At 45.3% G+C, this 17,446-nt stretch carries 15 protein-coding genes; 2 read left to right on the top strand and 13 right to left on the bottom strand.

What is annotated here, in order from left to right; all coding sequences use genetic code 11:
• Nucleotides 1-236: 236 nt before the first annotated feature.
• From KDM90_RS01045 to KDM90_RS01000, 10 genes are all read right to left on the bottom strand, one after another.
• Nucleotides 237-1,964, bottom strand: a complete 1,728-nt coding sequence (locus KDM90_RS01045) for a PhoH family protein (protein WP_212673760.1) — start codon at nucleotides 1,962-1,964, stop codon at nucleotides 237-239.
• Nucleotides 1,965-2,068: 104 nt separating this feature from the next.
• Nucleotides 2,069-2,569: a peroxiredoxin gene (locus KDM90_RS01040; RefSeq protein WP_329605276.1), complete on the bottom strand. Its 501-nt coding sequence runs from the start codon at nucleotides 2,567-2,569 to the stop codon at nucleotides 2,069-2,071.
• 43 nt (nucleotides 2,570-2,612) lie between these two features.
• A complete protein-coding gene (locus KDM90_RS01035; RefSeq protein WP_212673759.1) occupies nucleotides 2,613-3,557 on the bottom strand; it encodes a polysaccharide deacetylase family protein in 945 nt (314 codons plus the stop codon).
• 123 nt (nucleotides 3,558-3,680) lie between these two features.
• Nucleotides 3,681-4,721 (bottom strand): bifunctional UDP-4-keto-pentose/UDP-xylose synthase, encoded by a 1,041-nt coding sequence (locus KDM90_RS01030; protein WP_212673758.1) that lies wholly within the window; start codon nucleotides 4,719-4,721, stop codon nucleotides 3,681-3,683.
• Nucleotides 4,722-4,814: 93 nt separating this feature from the next.
• Entirely contained in the window at nucleotides 4,815-5,750 is a 936-nt protein-coding gene (locus tag KDM90_RS01025) for a formyltransferase (protein WP_212673757.1), read from the bottom strand.
• A gap of 13 nt (nucleotides 5,751-5,763) precedes the next feature.
• Nucleotides 5,764-6,720, bottom strand: a complete 957-nt coding sequence (locus KDM90_RS01020; RefSeq protein WP_212673756.1) for a glycosyltransferase — start codon at nucleotides 6,718-6,720, stop codon at nucleotides 5,764-5,766.
• A 20-nt stretch (nucleotides 6,721-6,740) separates the two neighbouring features.
• Nucleotides 6,741-7,868: a DegT/DnrJ/EryC1/StrS family aminotransferase gene (locus tag KDM90_RS01015; RefSeq protein WP_212673755.1), complete on the bottom strand. Its 1,128-nt coding sequence runs from the start codon at nucleotides 7,866-7,868 to the stop codon at nucleotides 6,741-6,743.
• Nucleotides 7,869-7,908: 40 nt separating this feature from the next.
• Nucleotides 7,909-9,624, bottom strand: coding sequence for a glycosyltransferase family 39 protein (locus KDM90_RS01010; RefSeq protein ID WP_212673754.1), 1,716 nt, complete (start codon nucleotides 9,622-9,624; stop codon nucleotides 7,909-7,911).
• Complete coding sequence (locus tag KDM90_RS01005; protein WP_212673753.1) at nucleotides 9,621-9,998, bottom strand: Mth938-like domain-containing protein; 378 nt, start codon at nucleotides 9,996-9,998, stop codon at nucleotides 9,621-9,623. The genes KDM90_RS01010 and KDM90_RS01005 overlap by 4 nt, the downstream gene beginning before the upstream one ends.
• 136 nt (nucleotides 9,999-10,134) lie before the next feature.
• Nucleotides 10,135-12,138 (bottom strand): recombinase, encoded by a 2,004-nt coding sequence (locus KDM90_RS01000; RefSeq protein WP_212673752.1) that lies wholly within the window; start codon nucleotides 12,136-12,138, stop codon nucleotides 10,135-10,137.
• Nucleotides 12,139-12,467: 329 nt separating this feature from the next.
• Here KDM90_RS01000 and KDM90_RS00995 point away from each other — a divergent pair, with 329 nt between their 5' ends.
• Nucleotides 12,468-13,724, top strand: a complete 1,257-nt coding sequence (locus tag KDM90_RS00995) for a pyridoxal phosphate-dependent aminotransferase (RefSeq protein ID WP_212673751.1) — start codon at nucleotides 12,468-12,470, stop codon at nucleotides 13,722-13,724.
• A gap of 33 nt (nucleotides 13,725-13,757) precedes the next feature.
• On the top strand, nucleotides 13,758-15,068 hold the full coding sequence (locus KDM90_RS00990; protein WP_212673750.1) for a homoserine dehydrogenase: 1,311 nt from the start codon (nucleotides 13,758-13,760) through the stop codon (nucleotides 15,066-15,068).
• An 89-nt stretch (nucleotides 15,069-15,157) separates the two neighbouring features.
• Here the strand turns inward: KDM90_RS00990 and KDM90_RS00985 are convergent, their stop codons facing one another.
• The 3 genes from KDM90_RS00985 to ygfZ all read right to left on the bottom strand — a co-directional run bounded on the left by KDM90_RS00985 (nucleotide 15,158) and on the right by ygfZ (nucleotide 17,446).
• A complete protein-coding gene (locus KDM90_RS00985; protein WP_212673749.1) occupies nucleotides 15,158-15,952 on the bottom strand; it encodes a class I SAM-dependent methyltransferase in 795 nt (264 codons plus the stop codon).
• Between the two features lie 148 nt (nucleotides 15,953-16,100).
• Complete coding sequence (locus KDM90_RS00980; protein ID WP_212673748.1) at nucleotides 16,101-16,406, bottom strand: DUF4936 family protein; 306 nt, start codon at nucleotides 16,404-16,406, stop codon at nucleotides 16,101-16,103.
• A 20-nt stretch (nucleotides 16,407-16,426) separates the two neighbouring features.
• A complete protein-coding gene (gene ygfZ, locus KDM90_RS00975) occupies nucleotides 16,427-17,446 on the bottom strand; it encodes a CAF17-like 4Fe-4S cluster assembly/insertion protein YgfZ (protein ID WP_212673747.1) in 1,020 nt (339 codons plus the stop codon).

The raw sequence follows: 17,446 nt of genomic DNA, 5'->3' as shown, positions 1-17,446 counted from the left end.
ATCAAGTTTTGTCTATTTAAGAAAATGTATTGCGTTGATTTGCTCAATTTGATTAATTTAGTACTCATTGCCACTCAAAATTGAATAGGTGACAATTGGTCTAAAGCTGCCTTCACTTTCAAACTTCATTGTAAAGTTTATTTTCAACAATGAAGTCTTTTCGGATAAAAAAAAGCGCAAATCACGACAGATTTGCGCTTTTCTGTTGTTTGGGATTAGACCTAGAATCGCGAATTTTAGAGTATTTCGCTCGCGTGATCAGCAAGGCGAGAACGTTCGCCTCTAGCCAAAGTAACATGTCCACTATGCGCCCAGCCCTTGAAACGATCCACCACATAGGTCAGACCACTTGAGCCTTCGGTTAAGTAAGGCGTATCAATCTGTGCAATATTTCCAAGGCAGATGATTTTAGTTCCAGGACCAGCACGCGTAACTAGAGTTTTGACTTGTTTTGGTGTCAAATTTTGTGCCTCATCAATAATCAAGAATTTATTGACGAAGGTTCGGCCACGCATAAAATTCAAGGACTTGATCTTAATTTTAGAGCGAATCAGATCCTGAGTTGCCGCCCGTCCCCAATCTCCCGCATCGCCATCAGATTTATTGAGCACTTCGAGATTATCATCAAACGCACCCATCCAAGGCGACATTTTCTCTTCCTCCGTGCCCGGCAAGAAACCGATGTCTTCGCCCACTGGTACAGTCACCCTCGTCACAATAATTTCATTATAGGTTTTGGTTTCGAGTACCTGAGCTAAGCCTGCAGCAAGCGCTAAAAGAGTTTTGCCCGTCCCGGCCTGCCCAAGCAAAGTGACGAAATCGCAATCCGGATCCATCAGAAGATTCAACGCAAAATTTTGCTCCCGATTGCGCGAAGTCACGCCCCACACGCTATGCTTAGAATGACCATAATCACGGAGTGTTTGTAGAACAGCTGTCTTCCCGTTGATCTGCCGCACCTGCCCGTAAAATGAGGCTTCTCCGTTATTTGGCTCCAAGTACACAAATTGATTCACCAGCAAACTCGGAATTAATGGACCGGTGATACGGTAGAAGGTCGTACTTAAACCTGCTTTATTTTCTTGCCAAGTTTCAATACCTTTGCCATGTTTACTCCAAAAATCAGCAGGTAATTGCACGATTCCTGTATAAAGTAAATCAGAATCCTCAAGCACATGATCATTGAAATAATCTTCAGCAGGTAATCCCATTGCGCGAGCCTTGATGCGCATGTTGATATCTTTCGATACCAATACAATTGCCCTGCCTGGAAACTCTTGCTCTAAGGCGCGAACGACCCCAAGAATTTGATTGTCGGCCTTACCCTGAGGGAGGCCTTGCGGTAAAGTTCCACCTTGAAGTTTCGTTTGAAAAAATAAACGGCCTCTCGCATCTTTATTTCCAAGTTTCGCAAGAGAAATGCCGAGTTCGATATCTTCACTGTTGATGCCACTCACCAATGCATCGAGATTGCGTGAAATCTGGCGGGCGTTCCGAGCGACTTCAGACATTCCTTTTTTATGATCATCAAGCTCTTCCAAGGTAATCATAGGCAAGTACACATCGTGTTCCTCAAAGCGGAATAGCGATGTTGGATCATGCATAAGTACGTTCGTATCCAACACGAATAACTTCGTAATGCCTTTCTTATCGGCAGCTTTACTGACTGGGGATTTTGCGGGGTTATTTTTTGATTTGTGCGCCGTGACTTTATTTGAAATCGTCTCTTGCATCGGCGATGAGGTCGCTGTCGATTTCCTTTCTTTTAACAAGGTCGACGATGTCGTTGAAGTCGATTTCGACTTCGTAACTACATGCGGTGTATCTTTTTGAACTTTGTTCGGCGCAACGACATTGCGCGTCGCAGCTTGGGTTGTGGGCTTTAATTTTCCTTTATCTGCTTTAGGATAGTCTTTCGGAGCAAGCAGGGCCGCTGGTTTGGTCGGCATTTTAGGTAAGGGCATTAGAACCTCTTAAAAAAAAGTAAAAAAAGAAAAAACAAAAGCCGCTTGAGAAGACACTTTTGTCTTCCGAAACGGCCTTCAATTGGTTCCGAATGGTATTCAAATTAGGTTTGGTTACTCACGAAATCTAATACTGCTTGAGCATGTTCAGCAACTTTCACGCCTCTCCATTCTTTCACTAATTTACCTGACTCGTCAATGATAAATGTGCTACGTTCAATTCCACGTACTTGTTTACCATACATGTTTTTCATTTTCATCACATTAAACATCAGGCAAAGCGTTTCATCAGGGTCAGAGATCAGCTCAAATGGGAGGCCCAATTTGTTCTTGAAACCCTCGTGGGACCGCAAGCTATCACGGCTAATCCCAAAAATCACCGCATTATTTGCGATCAGTTCGGAGTGAATGTCGCGGAATGCAATGCTCTCTGTCGTACAACCAGGGGTATTATCTTTTGGGTAGAAATAGAGAATGATTTTCTTACCGATGTAACGATTAAGATGAAATTCTTCCACGCCTGTCATGACAGCGGAAAATTGCGGAACCTCACAACCAACAGCACTTAAACTGTCGTGATTGCCACTATTGAGATTTTCTGACACAAATTTCTCCTGAAAATAAAGATGGGGGGAGAAGCTTGATAAATTAATTCGCTTCAAGCGCAAGCAATTCTCCGGAGCGTCCAGGGAGCTCAGCCCATGTCAACGGGTAAACCGGCAGCTCTTGATCTCGAATATTGGCAAAATACTGCCCCATTGAGACACATTGATAACCCTGTTCGCTCCAACCGTTGAGCAATTCAATCAATATGGGGGCGAGTTTTTGTCCTTCAAGTTCCGCATGCATGGTAAAAACATGATTTCTCGGTTCAGCTGTCAGGCCGAGGATCGTGGACGCAATAGTTGACTCGGTCACAATTTGCCCATTTATTTCTACGCCCAAAAGTTCATCAAGCGTTGGCAAGGTTGTCGGCAATTGCACGCAATCGAATAGGTTACCATCATGACTTAAGCGATAGGGCCCCGCTGCTGGATTGCAAAGGGAGCCGTCAGCTTTTAGTACTGCACGGGTATCGGAAGAATACTGAATACCCAGCTGATCAAGCTGGGCAAAAGCATGCTGATTCATTTGCCAGCCAGCTGCACCATACGTTTTAGGAGGTGCACCAAAAATTTCTTGGAAGCGGTCATAAGCCGCCATCATTTGCTTTTTTGTCCAAGTTTCACCGCGACGCCTGACATTATCTTGCCACACGACGTGATCCCAGCAGTGGATTCCACACTCAAATCCTGCACGTTTAGTCGCCCGCATTTCTTCAACACATTCTCGGCCGATATCAGGTGCAGGAAGGAAAACACCATACATCAAGGTTTTCGGTCCGTAATGCTCTAATACCGAAGTACGAGAAACTTTTTTAAAAAAACCTGGACGAAATGCACGTCGCAATGCCCATCCAGTGTGATCCTTTCCTAAGGAAAACAAAAATGTGGCATTGGCTTGATGTTGTTTCAGGATGCGCACCAAATTCGGCACGCCTTCGCGAGTGCCTCGATAGGTGTCCACATCAATCTTGAGTACGATCGTGGGCATCAATAATGACTATGAAAACTATGAACTTAAAAACAAATCGTCAGAATCTGCTAATTTCAGCAAATTCTGACGGAAATTTTGACCAATTTCATCCTACAAGATGAAACATACTGGGCTTTCTGTTTAATCCATTAAAGCGCGTGCCTGCGCAACTTGGCTACGATAAGCGTCAAAAATGTGGCGCATTGACTCTGCCATTGTGGTGGTCGGTGCCCATCCCAATTCTTCACAGGTATTGGTAATTTTTGGCACGCGGTTCTTCACGTCTTGATAACCACCACCATAATATGCAGTCGAAGTAGTTTCAGTTAACTGCACTTTCTTAGCGGACTCGGCATATTCTGGATATTCGGAGGCCAATTCCAACATCATCGTCGCGAGCTCTCGAATGGAGTGATTGTTACTAGGATTACCAATATTGTAGATTTTTCCGGACGCCACGCCATCTTTATTGGCAATAATCCGAACCAAAGCATCAATTCCGTCATCAATGTAAGTGAATGCACGTTTTTGCGCGCCGCCATCGACTAAAGAAATATTTTCACCGCGAACAATATGGCCGAAAAATTGCGTCACAACGCGCGAGGAGCCTTCTTTAGGAGTATGAATTGAATCCAAACCAGCGCCAATCCAATTGAAAGGGCGGAACAAAGTGAAATTCAGACCTTCCATCCCGTAACCCCAAATAACACGGTCCATCAATTGCTTTGCGCAGGAATAAATCCAGCGTGGTTTATTGATTGGGCCACAGATTAGTTCAGAGTTCTCTGGATCGAATTCTTCATCATGGCACATGCCATACACTTCAGATGTCGATGGGAATACCAAGTGTTTGCCGTACTTTGCTGCTGAACGTACGATTGGGAGGTTAGCTTCGAAATCAAGTTCAAAAACGCGCAACGGTTGTTTAACGTAGGTAGATGGCGTGGCGATTGCGACCAAGGGCAAAATCACATCACATTTTTTGACATGGTATTCCACCCATTCCTTGTTGATGGTGATGTCGCCTTCAAAAAAATGCATACGTGGATGATTGATCAAATCACCTAATCGCTCCGTTTGCATATCCATTCCATACACTTCCCAATCCGTCGTTTCTAGAATACGTTTAGAGAGGTGATGACCAATAAAACCATTCACGCCAAGGATGAGGACTTTTTTCATAATAATTTCTCTGAAATGTAAAAAAACGGTTAGGAGCGGCACCACTCGTCATGGCAGACAGAGTGGTAGGCGAGGGAATTTAAGCGCAATGACTCAAGCAAATAAAGTTGAGAGCGACGCACTATCTAATGTCCGGCCATCAAGTTGCAAGGCCAAAATTTGAATCGCGTTGCCATCGCCACAAACCCCAAAGGTAACATTATCCACTACAGATATGCCTTGCGGCAAATGCGCAGGAATTTTTGTGGTGAAAGGATTGATTAACCTTGCCTTTTCTATCACAAAACGTTGACCATTCACATCGGTGAATGCGCCAGGATAGGGCGGGGCAACGGCACGATGTAAGTTGTAGACTTCCTGTGCGGTTCGGCTCCAGTCTATTCGACCATCTTCTGGCTTGCGACCGCTAAAATAGCTACCTAATGCCAAATTATTTTCTAATCGCTTGGCATTTCCAGCGATTAATGCAGGAAGGGCATTCCACAAAGTCTGTTCAGCTGCCACAGTCAACTTACCAAAAACCTCGAAAGCCGTGTCATCTGGCAAGATAGGGACGGCAGTCTGTGCGATGATTGCTCCCGCATCAGGCTTAGCCGTCATCTCGTGCAAAGTCACTCCAGTTTCAGTTTCCCCGTGTAATACTGCCCAATTCACTGGGACGCGCCCACGATATTTGGGCAATAAAGAACCGTGCAAATTATAGGCACCATTTTTTGCCAGACAGAGCACCTCTTCCGAAAGCATATTCCGGTAATAGAAACTAAAGATGAAGTCGGGATTGATCGCTTTAATTTGGTCAATCGTTTCGGCAGTGTTCGGATTGTCGGGTGCGATACGGGGAATTCCGTACTCAAGACATAAGGCGGCAACGGACTCAAACCAGATGGTCTCATTTGGATTGTCGTCGTGACTTACTACAAGTTGTATGTGAATGCCACGCGCCAACAAGGTTTTAATGCTTCGCACACCCACGCTGTGATATGCAAAGACAACAGCTGTTTGACCTAAATTTGTGTTTTGACCTGTCATCGAAACGTTCATGTTAGGCAGCATCCTCAGGTTTTTCCTCGAGAATTGTTTGAATTACAAATCGAGGTCGCCCTTGAACTTGTTGGTAAATGCGGCCGACATATTCACCCAATAGGCCAATTCCAAACAGAATTACCCCCATCATAAAAAATGCAATGGCAAACAATGTAAAGAGCCCCTCAGCCTCAGCGCCCAAGAAAAAACGCCGAATTAACAAAAGCACAACCAAGGCCCCAGATAAGCCCGATAAGACCATGCCCAGCATCGAAAATAATTGCAAAGGCATAATCGAGAAACCGGTCATCAAGTCAAAATTGAGGCGAATCAAGCTGTAGAACGAATACTTTGATTCTCCTGCCGTACGCTCTTCGTGTTCAACCACAATTTCCGTTGGTTTTCTTGCAAAAGTATAGGCCAAAGCAGGCACAAAGGTATTTACTTCGCGACACTGATTGATCAAATTAATGACATTGCGTCCGTATGCTCGCAACATATTGCCCTGATCGGTAATTTTGATTCGGGTGATTTTTTCGCGGATACGATTCATTGCCTTGGATAAGTAGGTACGCCATGCAGCGTCTTGGCGTTTGCGGCGAATTGAGCCGACGTAGTCATAACCTTCACGCATCTTGTCGACCAAAGCGCCTATTTCTTCAGGAGGATTTTGAAGATCAGCGTCCAGTGTGACCACGATATCACCACGAGTCGCCTGGAAACCAGCCAAAATCGCCATATGCTGGCCGTAGTTTCCATTAAATAGAACCACACGGGTTACGTCAGGCCGAGCGCGATACTGATCCGAAAGAATTTCGGCCGATCGATCGCGACTTCCGTCATTGACAAAAACCACTTCATATCGAATGCCACGTTCGGCCAATTTATCAAGTGCGGGATATAACCGAGCATAGAGTTTGGCGAGTCCCGCTTCTTCATTGTAAACAGGGATGACGACGGAAAGTTCAGGATGCATTGTATTTTTCTGCTGAGAAATTATTGTAGGCAAGATTTTACAGCAGACACTACCCGTTCGACATCACTTTCATTCATCGCAGGAAACAAAGGCAAGGTCACAATTTGCTTGCCAATACGTTCGGCGATTGGAAACATGCCATCGGTGAAACCGCGTTCACGATATAAAGTAAACAGGTGAATCGCACGATAGTGGTAACCTAAACCTATGCCTAGATCTAACATTTGCTGCATAAAATTGGCGCGAACAACACGCTCTGGTAGAACGATATGAAACATATGCCAATTGGAGTCGGTAAAGTCGGCTACCGGTAACTCAGCGCCAGTTTGCTCTTCGAATTGCGAGCCAAAGCATTCAAAGTAATGTTGCGCGAGCTGGTGTCGTTTTGTATTGAATTCTTCGAGCCGTCTCATTTGACCTAGACCGATCGCGGCTGCAATATCTGTCATATTGTATTTACCACCTAGAACATCTACATCAATACCATCCAAGCCAGAGCGAGAAACCCCTTGCAAGCGATATTTTTCTGCCAGACGTGCTTCTTCGTCATTATTCAAAACGAGACATCCACCTTCTGCTGTCATCACATTCTTATTGACTTGAAAACTGAAAGAGGCAAAGTCACCAAAGCTCCCGATGCGACGTCCTCGCCAAGTTGAACCTATTGCTTGAGCAGCATCTTCGACAACTCGCAAACTATACTTCTCTGCGATCGCATATAGTTGGTCCATGTCACAGGGCAAACCGCACATGTGAACAGGAATAATTGCCCGTGTTCGGTCAGTAATTGCGGCCTCCACACGGTTCAAGTCGATATTATGTGTCTTCGGATCGATGTCAACAAAAACCGGAGTTGCACCTACTTCTATAATGACGTTAGCAGTGGCGACCCAAGAATTCGGGGTCGTAATCACTTCATCACCGGGGCCAATTCCCGCAATTCGCAAAGCGATTTCCATCGTGCAGGTGCCAGAATTGAATGTGCGGACTGGGCGACCACCAAAATATTCAGACAACAAGGTTTCTAAAGCTTTTACGTTGGGACCGCTGGTTAACCATCCTGAGCGCAATACTTCAGCAACAGCACTGATCGTCTCTTCATCAATCGTCGGTTTCGTGAACGGCAAAAATGCTTGGCTAGTCGTCATGTCTTTTATCTTAAAAAATCAGTTAATCGTCAGTGAATTATCAGTGAGTTGTTGGTTGATCTGCTTTCGTCTCCATGAGAGCCGATTGCTGTGGAATTGCCACAATCACCCGTTTTGGATCTTCACCGATGACTTTCATCGGAAGACCGTTATCAAGCATGGATTGATAAACTTCATGATTGAGAAATGCAACAGCTCTTTTTCCTTCCTTATGCAGATCACGCCACTTTATAAAAAAATCAGTTCGTTTAGGAATCCATAAATCGGGCTGAATACCAACACCAAATTGCATTTCATCTGGATGCTCTACTAAGATTGTTGTTCGGCGCAAATAGAAAGGCAAAGATTGCTCGTAGCGGCCGACCGCAAAGATTGGCGTATCCGACTTTAGTTCGGCTTCAATCGCTGCCAAATGATAGACGCCCGCACTATATTTTCCCCATTGATCGTGTCCAATAAACACAACTTGGCCGCCGAGGTAAGCACCAATTGCGACGGAGAGTATCGACAAATCCCTGTTTTTACTTACGAATATAAATCCAAGAAGCCCCCCTACAAGCGCGATTGTCGCAGCGGCATAGGCCCAAGGAATCATTGCTGCATAAAACGGAATCTCGTAGTCACTTTTCGCCAGACCCGCGATTTTAGACGTGAAGAGTAAAGCGATGATCCCGATTAATCCCAATATACCGGCATTTAAACGCAGGCTATTGAAGGACAACTTCTCTATCTGGCATGCAATTAAGATTGCCAATGCGGGGAAAATCGGCAAGATATAGGAAGGAAGTTTAGATCCTGAAATACTAAAGAAAAAGAAGATGAATACAGACCAAAGCAGCAGCATTTTTTTGGATTGAAAACGCTGCTCTTCCTTACGAACACTTGCATAAAGACTTTGCAATAGTAGCCCGAGCCAAGGTACCACACCGATTATCAATAATGGGAAAAAGTAATACCAAGCACCACCCCGTTTGTGAACAGTACTCGTAAATCGTTGAAAATGTTCGTGGATAAAGAAGAAATGCGGGTGTTCAGGATTTGCCTGCCAAACGAGGATAAACCATGGGACTGTGATCGCAAAAAACAGGACAAGTCCTTTGACCATATGCAATCTAAGCCAGAGACCAAAATCACGTGTCCAAATCGTATAGAGCACCAGCACCGCACCTGGCAAAACAAAACCAATTAAGCCCTTAGACATGGTCGCTAAGGCCATCCCAGCCCAGCACAATAACATGCCGTTGCGTTGCTCCTTAGGACTCGCTCCGTCACGCTGCCCCAATAAGAGCCCGCACAAAGCCAACGTCATCATAGCCGAAAGACCCATATCTAAGGTATTGATATGACCCATCGCTGCCCAATAAAAGCTTGAACCAAGGACTAAAGCGGTGTTGATTGCAATGCGTTGACCAAACAATTTGAATGCCGTGTAGCTTGCTGCAAGTATGCCAATCAAGCCACACATCCCTGTCCACAAACGGGCTTGCCAATCACCCAATCCAAATAAGCTAAAGGTGAGAGCATTCATCCAATTTTGGAGCGGCGGCTTTTCAAAATACTTAATACCGTTCAGCCGCAAAGTGATCCAATCGCCCGTGGCGACCATTTCGCGGGCCATTTCAGCATACCGTCCCTCGTCAGTAGGCACTAAAGTACGTGCACCCAGCATATAAAACCAGACGAGCAAGAAACCGATTAGGATCGCCCACAAAGTTTTCGGGCTATCGTAGGGAGATTTCAAAAAAGTCGAATTCATGTTTTCTCCAAAATTAGGGCCAACGCGACTTTCCGTCCCTCAGTCATCAAAATATTGTATGTTCTGCATGCAGCTTGATTGTCCATACACTCGACGCCTTTGTGCTGTGCGCTCAGGTCGGCAATTAGCTTTGGATGGACAAAACGCTGCTTTTTTCCAGTTCCCAAGATAACAACATCCGGGTTGCTTGCAGCAATTTCTCGAAAATGCTCAGCTTGTAGCGATTCAAAATTTGAAACTGACAACACGATTGGCGCAACCTCAGGCAAAACGATTAAACTGTATTCATATCGTATAAGGTTGAATTCCACGCCTTCATCATCATAGGCGGTCACTGTTTGATATTGTTGTGTATTGGTGGCGTGAAGCTTCATAGCAAGTTGGTTTGTCTTTTTGTAAAATCAATCCCGAATTAGCTAGAGATTAGCGAGGGAAAAGCTGGCGCATTGTAGCTTTTTTCTGCTAGATGCTCAAAACAATTACCGCTTCGCTGTGAATCTAGTCAAGGATTCACTTTCCAGCCTTAGGGGGGAGTAAGAAGTCCCTTGGTGCGCGAAGAAAGCGGCGGGCAATCGCATTTAATAAATGGATACGCTGCGTGAAATCCACATTGCGCGCGCGCAAAGCCACCGATAGCGCCAAATAAAAACTGACCGCTAAGTTCATCATACCAATCCCAAGAAAACCTAACGCAGTGGTGACTATCAACTGCCATGACAAGTGGAAGTCTAATGCGAATAAGGAATAACCCCACATGGCCGACGATAAAGTGGTATGACGCACATCAAGTGGTAGTCCCAATAATGCCCCCAAACCACTGGCGCCACCGAGTAAAAAGCCTAAAAAGAAGTTTCCTGCGAGGACGCCAAGATTGTTACGAATGTAATCGCAGCATCGCTGCCATCTGGGAACACCAAACCAACGTTGTGCCCATTTCAAGCGAAATAGACGCTCGGGAATGCGGCTATAGCTGCACAAGTTATCATAATATCCAGCTATCAAGCCCGCCAAAAAAAGGCAAATACCTGCAACTCCGCCGAAAACAAGTGTACTCGGTTTTAAAATATCGATGTCCTGCAACAAGTGCTTCGCTTTGTCAGGATTAATGAAGTGCGATCCACTCATTTGTAGCACGCAATACGCAATCAACATTGCGACCGGGATCGCCAAGCCAATATTGCCAACAATCGCAGCGAGCTGGGTTCGAATTGTGCGAGCGATAAGATCCACAAGGGGCTCAAGATCGCGACGGCGTTCTCGCGGATTATCTTGAATTTCACCAATTGCTGCGGCAATGGCGTTCGCTGTCATTGCCGGCTGCTTTGTCGCCACCGCAAAATGCAACAAATGAATCAACACGAAACCAAGTCCATAATTGAGGCAATTTGCAAGAACTTCTGCGAGCGGAGCCAATCCACGACTTGCAATATTGATTTTGATCGCGGCCACTAACGCGACCGCCAGACCACCTCCCGCGGCAGCTCTTAACATTGCAAAGTAGTCGCGACGAGTTTCAGTGATGTAATGTTCACCGCTGCGACCCGCATTTTCTGTGACCCGCAGAGCTACCAACTCAGCATTTTGCCTCCAAAATTGACGTAGATTATTTTGTTGGCATTCGGCGACGGCAAGGTCTTTCCAAAGTTGTGCGATCTGTGCTTCGCATTGACTTTGCTCGCGCTGCGCGATGCTTGCAACTAACTTACCCAGCGTTGACAATCTGTCGAGATGTTGCAGCAAACGTCGCAAATGAAAGGTGAGTTGAAAACTCGCACCCTGTTGTTGTGCGCGTTTGCGAATCTTCGCAATCGTAGCTCGTGCTTGCTCAACCAACACCTCGATCTGAGCGATATCCATCTTTAATGTCTCGACATGATATGTTTTCGAACCAAATTGCATTTCAATCGATTTGGCGAGATCCAGTGCTTCTTGGCATACGCCAGAAAATGGCGAACCATGATTCTCCAAAGAAGGATCAATTCGCAGCATTTCTGGTTCCAAGCCGGCTGCGGCTATGCGATGTGCGACAACACGCAGGGCTTCCAGCGTATCCGCAAACAATGAAGTCTTATTCTCATGCCGTGAAATCGCACAGAAGTCGAGAAGATGAATAATTTGCTGCCAGTCACGCACATCGGTTTCGACCAGCCACTTTGCATCATTCGCGTGCAGAATTTCCCTGAGTGCATCTTTTAGCTGTGTACCTTCGTCGGTTTCTGGCAATAACTTATGGGAGAAACGACGTAGAGACTCAGAAAGCACGCCGGTCGCGGGGTAAATCCCCGATGTGGCGAGTAATAGAACCGCATGCCGTTCGCCAAACAACTGCAAAATAGAATCACGTAAGCCTGCCGCTAGACCAGGATTTTCTTGCAACACCGCAATGAGAGCAGGGAGTTGAGAACTTGTATCGCCGGATGTCGGCCTTAGTGCCGCAAACAGCTGAGCTAATAGGCTAAGTTGATTGGAATTTTTTTTGTCTTCGACAATGGATTCGAGAAGATATTTCAGCATGGCGACGGTAAGGTAATGAGGCGATCAAATTACGAACGCTAAAATTTTTCGGATCGTCCCACAATTGAGATCGAATTTTATGTGGTCGCTCGATCACCGAGTTTGTTGGTGTCTGCGCGATCGTCAAGCAATGCGGATTTCCTGCGGAGAATTGCGATATTTAATCGATTAAATTGTGCTGTTAATCGAAAAATCAAGAGTAAAACATCCTGAAATACAAAAAACCCTTAAATAATTTGGTAAAACAGATTGATAAAATAAGTCGCATTGGGCAGAATGGATCATTCGGCAGTGCAGCATTTTATATTTCCCTTTTTGAAAGCAGTCTCGTGCGCCCCATTCAGAAATCACAAAAACTTGCAGACGTTTGCTATGACATTCGCGGCCCTGTCTTGGAAAAAGCCAAGCAGATGGAAGAGGAGGGTCAAAAAATCATTAAATTGAACATCGGCAATCTCGCGGTGTTTAACTTCGGACCACCGGATGAAATCGTCCAGGATATGATTTTGAATATGCAAAGTGCTGCGGGCTATACGGACTCAAAAGGCATGTTCGCGCCGCGTAAAGCAATTATGCATTACACCCAAGAGAAGAAGATTCAGGGCGTTACGATGGAAGACATCTACATCGGAAATGGCGCATCCGAACTCATTGTGATGGGGATGAATGCATTATTAAATCCCGCAGACGAAGTACTAGTGCCAGCGCCTGACTATCCTTTATGGACTGCCGCCGTGAGTCTTTCAGGCGGGAAGCCAGTTCATTACATCTGCGATGAAAGTGCGGACTGGATGCCCGATATAGAGGATATTAAAAACAAAATTACGCCAAATACGAAAGCGATTGTGGTCATCAATCCGAATAATCCGACTGGCGCTTTATATCCCGTTTCCGTATTGCAGCAAATCGTCAACATCGCCCGTGAAAAACAACTCATTGTGTTTGCTGATGAAATATACGACAAAACTTTGTACGATGAAGCAGAGCATACATCCATCGCTTCGCTCGCGGATGATGTCTTGTTTCTAACCTTAAATGGTATATCGAAAAATTATCGCGCTTGCGGTTATCGCGCTGGTTGGTTGGTTATTTCAGGCGAAAAGAGACATGCCAAAGATTACATCGAAGGCTTAAATATGCTGGCGTCGATGCGCTTGTGCTCCAATGCTCCAGGTCAATTTGCTATCCAAACGGCGTTAGGTGGCTACCAAAGCATCAAGGATCTAGTTGGACCAGGTGGCCGACTACGTAAACAACGTGACTTGGCACACAAGCTATTAACTGCGATACCCGGAGTCTCATGCGTGAAACCGAAAGCAGCACTGTATATGTTTCCTAAGCTCGATCCAACGATATATCCCATTGAAGATGATCAAGCCTTCATTCAGGATCTGTTAGTCGAACAACGTGTTTTATTAGTGCAGGGCACTGGCTTTAATTGGATCGCACCGGATCACTTCCGCGTGGTTTTTCTACCAAACTCGGACGATTTGACCGATGCAATAGGACGGATAGCGCGTTTCCTTGAAGGTTATCGCCGCCGCCATGGTACTGGTGAATTTGCAGTCAAACAGCTTAATAAGTAATTTGTAAACTTTTTTCAATTAAATTAGATATCTATGAAACCCATCAAAGTAGGCCTATTAGGATTAGGCACAGTCGGCTCTGGCACCTTCAACGTTCTCAAGCGCAATCAAGAAGAAATTATGCGTCGTGCTGGCCGTGCGATTGAAATTACGATGGTGGCAGTGCGCAATACCGAGCGCGCAAAAGACATCGTCAAGGGCGAAGTTGAGATCGTCAGCGATGGCAACTTGGTGGTTGATCACCCAGAAATTGACATCGTGGTTGAACTCATTGGTGGGAATGAAATTGCTAAAGATTTAGTGCTTAAAGCAATCGCCAACGGCAAACACGTCGTCACTGCGAATAAGGCATTAATTGCAAAACACGGAAATGAAGTCTTTAAAGCGGCACAAGACAAAGGCGTCATGGTGGCATTCGAGGCAGCGGTGGCGGGCGGCATTCCAATCATTAAAGCCTTACGCGAAGGTTTAACAGCGAATCGCATCCAATGGATTGCTGGCATTATCAATGGAACGACCAATTTCATCTTATCCGAAATGCGCGATAAAGGTCTCGATTTTGCAACTGCGTTAAAGCAAGCGCAAGCACTTGGTTACGCTGAAGCTGATCCGACCTTTGATATTGAAGGAATCGACGCTGCACATAAGTTGACGATCATGGCCTCAATCGCGTTCGGGATTCCAACGCAATTTGACAAAGCCTATATTGAAGGTATCACCAAGTTAGAAGCAACCGATATCGAATATGCGGAGCAACTCGGTTATCGGATTAAATTGCTCGGTATTACAAAACGAAACGAAGCGGGTATCGAGCTGCGTGTACATCCCACTTTGATTCCAGAAAAACGTTTAATTGCCAACGTGGAAGGAGCGATGAACGCAGTATTGGTACAAGGTGATGCAGTGGGCGCGACGCTCTATTATGGAAAAGGTGCTGGTTCGGAGCCAACCGCATCATCAGTCATTGCTGACGTGGTGGACATCACCCGATTGGCCAGCGCGGACCCCGAACATCGCGTGCCCTATTTGGCCTTTCAACCAAATGCACTGAGCGATGTGAATGTCTTGCCAATGTCTGAAGTTTTTACCAGCTATTACTTACGCATGCGCGTTGAAGACAAGCCTGGTGTGTTGGCAGATGTCACCAAGATTTTGGCCGAATTTTCTATCTCTATCGATGCAATGCTACAAAAGGAACCTGCAGAAGGTGAATCGCGCACAGATATCATTATGCTGACCCATCAAACGCAAGAAAAAAATATCGACGCGGCAATCGCGAGAATTGAGGCTTTGGCATCAGTAACAGGAACTGTGACTAAACTTCGGCTAGAAGAACTCAGTTAATTGACGATCCAAAGATTGTTTGATTCAATCAAAGCGGAGGAGAGCTTCTCTCCTCCGCTTTATCATTTTCACAACGTCAAGTGTCGACATCAACGCTTCTTGACGACAAACACAATATGCTCAGAGCTATTGATGCTGATCGCTGTTTTAGCAAATTCTAAGCTGAGTTGAAACCATGCATTTCTAATTTGCTCCGGTTGAGCCAATAAGTGCTGCTCACTTTGATTGAGTATGCCTTCGCAACCAAACATATAGAGTGGATTGAATAGCTCATTCGAAAAGAAACTTGGCACATCCTGAGGCCGCGCAAAAAAAGCAGTGGGAAAACCCTTGTTGTTCTGGGTTGGATTATAGGTACCAGTGCTATACCAATATTTCATTTGCTCTTTTTTACTTAGAATTGCTTCTGGTTTTCCCTTCACAAAATCATAGATTGGTGCATAGTGCGTAATAAATGCTACCAAAATTGTGCCGCCTGGTTTTGTGACCCGATGCAATTCCTTTAAAGCCAGCTCACGTTGCGCTTCATCTTGAATATGGTAGAAAGGGCCAAAACAAATCACCGTATCAAATGTATTTTCTTCGAAAGTGCGGAGATCGCAAACATCCAGTTGTTGCGTGCCGGCCAACTGAATTCCTGTTTTTATTTGATAGTCGTTTGCAAAAGCAATACTATTCTCTGACAGGTCTCCCAGAAAGACTTTATGCCCCTCAGCGGCGAGGCGAAAAGCATATTTCCCCGGCCCACCACCAATATCCAAAATATTCGATTCGGGAGTCAGGTGATTTTTGATATAAAAGTAGCTGGTTTCAAATTCGAGCCAACGATTATCTAATCTGGTCCATTCTTGTTCGACACTGTTGTTATAGAAATCTCTAATCATAAGTAGGGAGTTGGGCGAGTGTCTTTTACACTCACATGTAGTTTATTATGCAAATTGAATTGGCATCCGGAAAACGCGATGAGCGCAGCAATTCAATTAAGTTGAAGATTAATAAAATGATGCTAAGAGTAGCGAGACTAAGCCATGTTTAGTTACCGTCGGCATCGATAAAATATTCAAGTCGGCGATCGCCGACCAAGAATTCAATAATGCCGCTGGCAATCGCTGCGTCTTGCGCCAAGTGCGCGAAATTTTCCGGGATATTTCGGTACACTTCCATCCACGTCTGTACACCATGTTCGGATTCTGGGCGTCGTTGCAATATCGGCATTTGTAATGGCGCATTATTCATCACAGCATGATGATCAAGCAAATAGCGAAACAGACGCTGCACACAAACTTGTACCTGACGAGATGATGCTTCGGGTGCTTTGTAGTATATATAGCAATCCATTCTACACTCCAGTCTGTTCGTTACTCTGTAATATCGAGATACGCATAAGGTAGTGGCAAGAAATGTAACACGCTACCAGTTGCACTATGCAAGTGAACTTTGCCTTCCTCTTGGTCAACTAGCTTAATTTCGACAAGACAAGAAAAACTGCCATCAAAGTCTCGCTCAGCATTGACAATCATTCCGCATGGCTGACTTGGATCGTTGTCCGAATAGACCTCCATCCCAGTGTTGACCTCGTCTGCCATAATCTTGGCGATCGCCATCCGACGTTTGAGTTTACCTAGATATTGACTCCGCGCGACAATTTCTTGTCCAGGATAGCAGCCCTTTTTAAAGTTCACTCCGCCTATCAATTCAAAATTGATCATTTGCGGGACAAATTGTTCTTTGCTTGATTCAATTACCTGCGGCACGCCAGCCAAAATATTTCCAAGTCGCCATACCTGATTGCTGACACACATCATCCGCGTCGACACCGCTTTGCCTACTTCCTGAAATCGTTCACGCCGAACTATCCATTGATACCTTTTCAGGTCAAAGGCATCATGAAGTCGTATCAATGTTCCTGCTTCCGCGCTGATTGTTTGATTAATTTCTTGCGGCAGACTTGCAAACTGCTCGATCAAGAATTCCTCAGCTTGGCGCCCACTTAGACCGACCTGAACATATTGTGCACTGATATCTTCCAATTTCACTTTAGCGCGCATAACGAACATTTGGAGCCGCTTTTGAAACGCTGGCTGCAAACTCGCTGAGCACTGCATAAGGATATCGTTACCTTTCTTCCAGTAGAGTAAACTGGCCAACATTCTCCCTTTCGGAGAGCAATACGCAGCATAGCGCGATTGCGCTTCATTAATATGCGCAACATCGTTACTCAATTGACTGTGTAGAAAAGTCGCAGCGTCTTCGCCACTCGCTGCGACGAGACTTAAATCATTTAATTCACAAATATAGCCTTCGCTCAATCGACTTGGATCGATGTCTGCCACGTCCAAAATCTTGACGTTGTCCAAAAAACGCAAATTCGTCTGCAT

It is taken from the genome of Affinundibacterium fentianense, assembly GCF_018139545.1.
Lineage (GTDB): Bacteria > Pseudomonadota > Gammaproteobacteria > Burkholderiales > Burkholderiaceae_D > Undibacterium > Undibacterium fentianense.
The sequence above is the reverse complement of the archived record's forward strand: the minus strand, read 5'-3'. Positions and strand labels throughout refer to the sequence as shown.

What these genes read in the sequence shown, in the direction of transcription:
- KDM90_RS01045 (WP_212673760.1), bottom strand. Translation starts at nt 1,964, where the DNA reads ATGCCCTTACCTAAAATGCCGACCAAACCAGCGGCCCTGCTTGCTCCG.
- KDM90_RS01035 (WP_212673759.1), bottom strand. Translation starts at nt 3,557, where the DNA reads ATGCCCACGATCGTACTCAAGATTGATGTGGACACCTATCGAGGCACT.
- KDM90_RS01030 (WP_212673758.1), bottom strand. Translation starts at nt 4,721, where the DNA reads ATGAAAAAAGTCCTCATCCTTGGCGTGAATGGTTTTATTGGTCATCAC.
- KDM90_RS01025 (WP_212673757.1), bottom strand. Translation starts at nt 5,750, where the DNA reads ATGACAGGTCAAAACACAAATTTAGGTCAAACAGCTGTTGTCTTTGCA.
- KDM90_RS01020 (WP_212673756.1), bottom strand. Translation starts at nt 6,720, where the DNA reads ATGCATCCTGAACTTTCCGTCGTCATCCCTGTTTACAATGAAGAAGCG.
- KDM90_RS01015 (WP_212673755.1), bottom strand. Translation starts at nt 7,868, where the DNA reads ATGACGACTAGCCAAGCATTTTTGCCGTTCACGAAACCGACGATTGAT.
- KDM90_RS01010 (WP_212673754.1), bottom strand. Translation starts at nt 9,624, where the DNA reads ATGAATTCGACTTTTTTGAAATCTCCCTACGATAGCCCGAAAACTTTG.
- KDM90_RS01005 (WP_212673753.1), bottom strand. Translation starts at nt 9,998, where the DNA reads ATGAAGCTTCACGCCACCAATACACAACAATATCAAACAGTGACCGCC.
- KDM90_RS01000 (WP_212673752.1), bottom strand. Translation starts at nt 12,138, where the DNA reads ATGCTGAAATATCTTCTCGAATCCATTGTCGAAGACAAAAAAAATTCC.
- KDM90_RS00990 (WP_212673750.1), top strand. Translation starts at nt 13,758, where the DNA reads ATGAAACCCATCAAAGTAGGCCTATTAGGATTAGGCACAGTCGGCTCT.
- KDM90_RS00985 (WP_212673749.1), bottom strand. Translation starts at nt 15,952, where the DNA reads ATGATTAGAGATTTCTATAACAACAGTGTCGAACAAGAATGGACCAGA.
- KDM90_RS00980 (WP_212673748.1), bottom strand. Translation starts at nt 16,406, where the DNA reads ATGGATTGCTATATATACTACAAAGCACCCGAAGCATCATCTCGTCAG.
- ygfZ (WP_212673747.1), bottom strand. Translation starts at nt 17,446, where the DNA reads ATGCAGACGAATTTGCGTTTTTTGGACAACGTCAAGATTTTGGACGTG.